Origin of the sequence: Acinetobacter sp. UBA5984 (genome assembly GCF_002429925.1) — a bacterium.
Classification (GTDB): domain Bacteria; phylum Pseudomonadota; class Gammaproteobacteria; order Pseudomonadales; family Moraxellaceae; genus Acinetobacter; species Acinetobacter variabilis.
In genome coordinates, this window is record NZ_DJBE01000012.1 from 1 (window position 1) to 7,082 (window position 7,082).

Annotated in this window: 8 protein-coding genes; 3 read left to right on the top strand and 5 right to left on the bottom strand. The window is 45.1% G+C overall.

Annotated features, from left to right (window positions below):
• Nucleotides 1–7 precede the first annotated feature (7 nt).
• Complete coding sequence (locus B3J29_RS02030) at nt 8–541, bottom strand: TauD/TfdA dioxygenase family protein (protein ID WP_228761275.1); 534 nt, start codon at nt 539–541, stop codon at nt 8–10.
• A 185-nt stretch (nt 542–726) separates the two neighbouring features.
• Nucleotides 727–1,575 (bottom strand): SDR family NAD(P)-dependent oxidoreductase, encoded by an 849-nt coding sequence (locus B3J29_RS02035; RefSeq protein ID WP_175966383.1) that lies wholly within the window; start codon nt 1,573–1,575, stop codon nt 727–729.
• 219 nt (nt 1,576–1,794) lie between these two features.
• Between B3J29_RS02035 and B3J29_RS02040 the strand changes: the two genes are divergently transcribed.
• The 3 genes from B3J29_RS02040 to phoR all read left to right on the top strand — a co-directional run bounded on the left by B3J29_RS02040 (nt 1,795) and on the right by phoR (nt 4,802).
• On the top strand, nt 1,795–2,487 hold the full coding sequence (locus B3J29_RS02040; RefSeq protein WP_034171440.1) for a TetR/AcrR family transcriptional regulator: 693 nt from the start codon (nt 1,795–1,797) through the stop codon (nt 2,485–2,487).
• 221 nt (nt 2,488–2,708) lie between these two features.
• The gene (phoB, locus tag B3J29_RS02045; RefSeq protein ID WP_004780667.1) at nt 2,709–3,419 is read left to right on the top strand and encodes a phosphate regulon transcriptional regulator PhoB; all 711 of its coding nucleotides are present in this window, start codon (nt 2,709–2,711) and stop codon (nt 3,417–3,419) included.
• Between the two features lie 24 nt (nt 3,420–3,443).
• Entirely contained in the window at nt 3,444–4,802 is a 1,359-nt protein-coding gene (gene phoR, locus B3J29_RS02050) for a phosphate regulon sensor histidine kinase PhoR (protein ID WP_175966385.1), read from the top strand.
• A gap of 52 nt (nt 4,803–4,854) precedes the next feature.
• Here phoR and B3J29_RS02055 read toward each other — a convergent pair whose 3' ends face one another.
• The 3 genes from B3J29_RS02055 to B3J29_RS02065 all read right to left on the bottom strand — a co-directional run bounded on the left by B3J29_RS02055 (nt 4,855) and on the right by B3J29_RS02065 (nt 7,003).
• A complete protein-coding gene (locus B3J29_RS02055; RefSeq protein ID WP_175966387.1) occupies nt 4,855–5,505 on the bottom strand; it encodes a glutathione S-transferase in 651 nt (216 codons plus the stop codon).
• Between the two features lie 119 nt (nt 5,506–5,624).
• A complete protein-coding gene (locus tag B3J29_RS02060; RefSeq protein ID WP_175966389.1) occupies nt 5,625–6,023 on the bottom strand; it encodes an OsmC family protein in 399 nt (132 codons plus the stop codon).
• A 32-nt stretch (nt 6,024–6,055) separates the two neighbouring features.
• Nucleotides 6,056–7,003, bottom strand: coding sequence for a pirin family protein (locus B3J29_RS02065; protein WP_175966390.1), 948 nt, complete (start codon nt 7,001–7,003; stop codon nt 6,056–6,058).
• Between the last annotated feature and the right edge of the window lie 79 nt (nt 7,004–7,082).

Below are 7,082 nucleotides of genomic sequence, written 5' to 3' on the forward strand. Positions count from 1 at the left end.
GCTAGGTTTATGCAACAAAGCCTTTTTCCAAAGCTTCTTTTGGAACACTGACTTTTGCAGCATAGTCAAAGTTGTTGCTGTGAATCGCACGCAAGCTATCTGCCAGTGTTTTTAATTCTTCAGGTAAATCATTGTAGGCAGCGGTTGTATTTGCCCATACGGTATTGCCCCCTACTGCAGGTGCAACCAGGCTACGCAGGATAGAAGCTTTTGGATAGGCATCAATAAAGCTGATGTCCGTATGCCAGCTGTCTGCACGTGCACCGCGTGAATCAATTTCCAGAATATGTGCAGAGCCATCTTTTACCGGTACAGTCGGGTGATTCAACGGCGTGCCTAAACGTGCTGCAAAGGCTTCTTGGGCGACATCATCCAGATGTTGCTGATCTTTAAAGAAGATCGCTTTGTGCTGTAATAATGCCTGGTTGATTTCATTTACCACTTCATCAGCCAAATCCGCTGACAGTTTTACGCCCTGGATTTCAGCACCAATACGGCCACCAATTGGTTGAACCTGGATGTGTTTATATTCATAAGCCATGATCATTTCCTTTATCTATAATTATGTCGACCTTCGGTCTGTGAAATCATCATGCCGAATCGGCTTATCTAACGCTGCCAATTTATTGACGTTCTTATGCACCATTTTTGATTTATAAAATACTTTAGCTGCTTAAGTTTTCGGGCATAAAAAAACCCGCTTAGGCGGGCTTTGATCAGAGTGTTTTAAGCTGACTTTTTCTTCTGCTTGCCGAGGCGGGTAGCTAAAGCCGTGACTTTCTGATAGCCAGTTGGCATGAGGCGCTGAATTAAATCAATCGTTTTGGCATCATTTCCAATCAGCAGACGGCGTTTGTCTTTTTGTACCGCGTCCAAAATTTGACGGGCTGCTTCTTCCGGTGGGCAACGCAGCAGCTTATTGAAATTCTGTGCAGATTTTTCCGGATGCATTCCCAGACTACGAATGCTGTCATTCATTTTCGCTGCAATGGCGATATTGGTGCGGATTCCGCCTGGGTGTACACAGAGTGCGCTTACGCCGCAGTTTTCCATATCCAGTTCCTGACGCAAGGATTCGGTAAAACCACGCACAGCGAATTTAGTGGCATTATAAGCAGACTGGGTTGGCTGGGCAGTTAAACCAAACAGGCTGGAAATATTGATGACATGACCATCACCGGTTTTCTTGATTAAAGGCAGAAACTCTTTGGTGCCATAAACTACACCCCAGAAGTTAATCCCGACGATCCATTCCAGCTCTTCATAGCTAGCACCTTCTACGGTAGAACTAAGAGCTACACCAGCATTGTTAAAGATCATATTCACGCTGCCATAATCTTTCTCGACCTCAGCGGCCCAAGCGTGCATTTCTTCCAGATTAGCCACATTGACCTTTTTGGTTGTGACACGAACATCAGTACCTTTCAGCAGCTCAACGGTTTTAGCCAGGCCCTGTTCATTCACATCACTGAGTGCTAAATGACAGCCCTGCTTTGCTAAAAGCACCGCAAGTTGTTGACCGATACCTGAACCTGCACCAGTAATGGCCGCGACTTTATTATTAAAATTTTTCATTGAATTTCCTTGATTAAAACACTGCCCTTCCATGACAGCCTGTTTTTCTGTCGCATAGGGATACAGCACACCGTTTCAATATAGTTTTGACAATCCTTATTGTCAATAATTCCAGCATGTCTCTACGGGCCAATTTTCAGGTTTGAATTTCAGCATAGGTCAAAGCCGGATTTATTGATAAGATACTTAAAATCTCAAGCACATGAGTCTATGGTCTTTATGACGGATGCAGTAAATTCAGGGCAAAAACTAGCAAGTAAAAGTAAAGAACGCCAGTTTAAAGGACTTTCCATGGCTGAACGTCAGCAGGCGCGTCGTGAAAAGCTGATTGAGGCCGGAATCGAGGCTTATGGCCGTCATGGTTTCTTTTCAGTCACAGTGAAGGATATCTGTAACGAAGCCAAACTGACTGAACGTTATTTTTATGAATCCTTTAAGAAAAGCGAACATCTGTTCCAGACTATTTTCCTCAAGCTGATTGACCAGTTACAGCAGAATGTCATGCAGGCCATGATGCAAGCCTCTTCTGATCCAAAGAAAATGATCGAAGCCGGTCTGACTGCCTTGCTAACGACCTTACGTGACAATCCGGGTATGGCACGAATTATTTATATCGATGCGATGCTGGTTCAGGAACTGCATAATCAGGCCACGATTCATGAAACCATGGGCCGTTTCGACCGTATGATTCAGGCCTTTGTCATGCTGATGATGCCAAACCTGAATCGTTCTGAACGAGAGATTTCCCTGGTCTCGACCGGACTTAATGGTTATGTCACCCAGATTGCGATTCGCTGGGTCATGAGCGGCTTTAAACAGTCACTGGAAGAAATTCTGTCTTCCTGTAGTCTGGTGTTCTTTGCTTTATTAGACACTTTGGGTACAGAAAAACCAGCGGATCCGGTTAAATAATTTTTAAATCAAGATAAGTTCCAGATAGATTTACTTGTAAGTGATCTACAAGCCTTTGAATTAACACCCTCTTATAAAATAACAGCTTAAATTGTGACAAATCTTTGCAAAAAGTCCCAGAACTACCTATTCTGCAATGATACTGTCATAATTAATCTTTGTAATAAGCCTGTCATAAATATAAAACGGTCCACCGTTTGCATGAAATAGGGTATTGCGCTGTGAAAGATGACTACATTCTAATTGTTGATGATGAACTGCCGATTCGTGAAATGATCCACACTTCTCTGGATATGGCAGGCTTTCAATGTTTACAGGCAGAAGATGCCAAGCAGGCTCATCAAATGATTGTGGACCAGCGTCCAGCATTGATTTTGCTGGACTGGATGATGCCGGGTGGCGTCAGTGGTGTCGATCTATGTCGTCGTTTGAAACGTGATGAAAACCTGTCCGAAATTCCTGTCATCATGCTGACTGCGCGTGGTGAAGAAGATCATAAAGTTCAGGGACTGGACGCCGGTGCCGATGACTATATGACCAAGCCGTTTTCGACCCGTGAGCTGGTTTCACGTATTAAAGCTGTTTTACGTCGCTCCAATGCCCTCAGTGGTGAAAAATCCATTGATGCTAATGGATTGGTATTAGATCCAGTCAGTAAACGTGTGAATTTTGGCAATACTATACTGGACATGGGACCCACTGAATATCGTCTCTTGGCATTTTTCATGACCCATCCGGAACGTGCTTATACCCGTGCGCAGTTGCTGGATCAGGTTTGGGGTGGCAACGTCTATATTGAAGACCGGACCATTGATGTGCATATCCGTCGCCTGCGCAAGGTACTCGAACCTTATGGCGCTGACCGCTATGTACAAACTGTGCGTGGCACCGGTTACCGTTTCTCGACCCGTGTCGATGTTGCACTCGGTTAATTGTTTTTAGGTAAATCTCGTTTTATGTATGAGCCCTATCCTGTTCCCGAACTGTCACACGAGCACAAAAGATTTCGTTACAGCAGCTTATGGGATTTTGCCAAGCAAGATTTACGTCTCCTTCTTCTCTTCCTGGTAATTGCCAGTTGTATTGGCCTAGGCATCGGTTATTTCTGGATCTGTATCGTTCTGGCCTTTGTTGCCTTCTTTGGTACACAGTTGCGTTCACTCTACCTGGTCAATGAATGGATCTCGAACCGTCCCTATGATGTACCGCCAAATATCAACGGAATCTGGGGCGCTTTACTGTTCAATGTTTATCGGGCCCAGCGTCAGGAACGCGTTGTTCAGGCTGAAATGGTCGAGCTGATTGACCGTGCACAATCCTCGCTAGTTGCCCTTCAAGAAGCCGTAGTGCTGATTGATGAAAACCAGCAGATTGAATGGTGGAATCCAGCGGCAGGACGTTTACTAGGGATTGGTCAGGAAGATCGCGGCCGTAATATCCTGAGTTTGTTACGTCAGCCAAATTTCATTGATTACTATCATCATATTGATGATGCACCTGATGGTCTTAAAATGAAGTCTTCGATATTCGAAGATCATTATGTGCAAATCAAAATGACCCGTTTTGGCGGTGAAAGCCGCTTACTGGTCGCTTATGATGTGACCCGGATGCATAATCTGGAACAGATGCGTAAGGACTTCGTCGATAATATTTCGCACGAACTGCGTACACCTTTAACTGTGCTCAGCGGCTATATCGAAACCTTTACCGATCAGGAAGATATTAGCCCGCGCTGGAAACGCGCCTTTGACCAGATGCAGTCTCAGACCCGTCGCATGAATGCACTGGTGAATGACCTGTTACTGCTATCCCGTCTGGAAAATGACAAGAATATTGCCAAGAACCAGATTATTGACATGCCGAATCTGATGAACCAACTGTTTGATGATGCGCAAGCCTATAACGTGGATTATGGCCATACCCTAAATCTGGATATTGACAGTCACTGTGACCTGATCGGCTCAGATATGGAAATTGCCAGTGCCTTCAGTAACCTGATTACCAATGCCATCAAGTACACGCCTAAAGGTGGAACCGTCACCATGGGCTGGCATGATGATGGTGAATCGGCCTATTTTGTCGTAGAAGATACCGGGATTGGGATTGATCCTAAACACTTGCCACGTTTGACCGAACGTTTCTACCGGGTAGATTCTGACCGTAGCCGCCGTTCTGGTGGCACAGGCCTGGGTCTGGCAATTGTGAAGCATGTACTGATGCAACATCAGGCCCAGCTCGAAATTGACTCCCGTGAAAATCAGGGATCCACCTTTAAAGTGATTTTCCCTAAAGAACGTCTCAGTTTCCCAGACTGATTCAAAAATAAAAAAAGGTGCAAGTCGCACCTTTTCTTTTTTAGCGAAGGCTTTAAGACTTTAATGCCTGCTCTTTGGATAAGGCCCGGAAATAAGCTGCTCGATGCGAGATCCGTTCCAGATAGGCTTGAATCGCCGGATAACTTTTACCAGTACGGCTTTGCATGGCTTCGAGTGGGAAGCTCATCTGAATATCCGCAAAACTGAAACGACCGGCAAAATATTCATGCTGGCTTAAATGATCTTCCAGAAACTGGATATGGTCTTTTAGACGGCTTTGTACAAACTGCTTTTTCACTCCTTCACAAATTGTTTTAGCAACCGGACGAACTAAAAATGGCACTTGCTCAGGAACTTTAGTCATCACCAGTTGCATGACCAGCAAAGGCATCAAAGACCCTTCTGCATAATGCATCCAGTAACGGTATTGCGCCTTGTTCTCGGCACTGATCGGCTGAAACTGATGGGTCGAATCATAGGTTTCTTGGAGATACTCCAGAATGGCGGCAGACTCAGCCAGTACCAGATTCTGATCTTCCAGAATCGGGGCTTTACCCAGAGAATGAACCTGTTTCAAAGAAGGCGGAGCAGAATAGTTTGGCAGGCGTTTGTAATACTTGATCTCATAATCAAGTTCCAGCTCTTCCAAGGCCCACATGATTCGAAATGATCTTGATTGTTCGAGATGATGTAAAACACGCATATTGGACTCATGATTTTATTGTTATTACTGCGTGAGCATAGCAAAAAGTCCAGATCTGATTAAATAGTTTATTAGTCTACTTACATTTTCCCTACCGGATATAGCGTACCCTCTTTAGCTTAAATCAGGCTAGTGCGAATCTCCAGACTGCGTAACAGGGTTTTGGTCACCGGGGTTTTGGCACAAATCTCCAGAATTTTCTGCTGCAAAGCCGAATCATGAGTAATATCGAAACTTAAGCGTCGTTCAATCCATTCCTGCCCTTCTTTATGGGCAAAAAATTCTGCTTCAACCTGAAAGTCGCCCAGTTCAATGTCCTTATGTTTGGCATACATGCGCAACGTAACCATGGTGCAAGAGATCAGACTGCCCAAAAGCAGATCATAAGGTGCAGGACCTGCATCCTGCCCGCCGAAGGATTCAGGTTTATCAGTCAGGTAATGATGCTGGCCATGACTGATTTCTCCCTGCCACGGTATGGTTAAGCTCTGTATTTTGGCAATTGCGATTCGGGCCATACTGATCCTTTGTTCTTATAATTATGTAAAAGTTATTTGGAAGCTCGCATATGTTCCGGAAATGCAGGTGCTTCCATACGTGGGCCATCATAGCTTGGAATGGTGCCAAAACGCGGGTGTCCCATCATCCACTGTTCACGGGCCAGCTTAAGTTCTTCCACATCACGACCCACCAGATTCCACCACAATAAAATAGGGCTTTCAAACGGCTCTCCACCAATCAGCAGGACTCGTCCACCGGCATGAATTTCGACATCCACATGCTGTAATCCGGGTTCAAGAATCACCATATTATCTTCAGTCAGTTCATGCCCATTAATACTTGCCAGCCCCTCAAGGGCCATAAAACCATATTCAAATCTTGGATCTAAACTCAGACGGGCACGGGTACTTTCAGCAGCGAATAGATCCACCCCCAAAAGTTCGGTATGAACCTTAACTGGTAATAGTGTATCCAGAAATTCCCCGACCAGGACCGTATATTGAATGCCCTGTTCTTCGATCACAGGTAATTCCGGATAATGATCGAACGTCGGAGCCATATTGATCTTGTCATCAGGAAGGGCGATCCAGAGCTGTGCTGCATGCATTTTGGTTTCAGTTTCCGGTGAAACCTCTGTATGCGAAATGCCATAGCCTGAAGTCATCAGATTAACCTGTTTCGGCCGGATCAATTGCCGGTTACCCAGACTGTCACTATGCATCATGGTGCCTTCAATCATCCAGGTAAAAGTTTGCAGGCCAATATGCGGATGCGGTCCGATATCCAGACCATCTCCCTGAGGAAATTGAGTGGGACCGGCATGATCCAGAAAACACCAGGCGCCAATCATGCGTTTATGCCGACTCGGCAAGGCGCGTTTAATGACGGTTCCCTGCCCGATTTCCGCACGCCGTAAAGGAACTTCCTGTATGAACTGATTGATATACTTTTCACAATCATCTGAATTTGACAGTTCAATATCATTATTATTCGACATGGTTGAGCTGACCTCGGCAAGTTCATTCTGGCTGTATGCTGTATCAAGACATCTTTCCCTGATCATCACAAGATGTCTA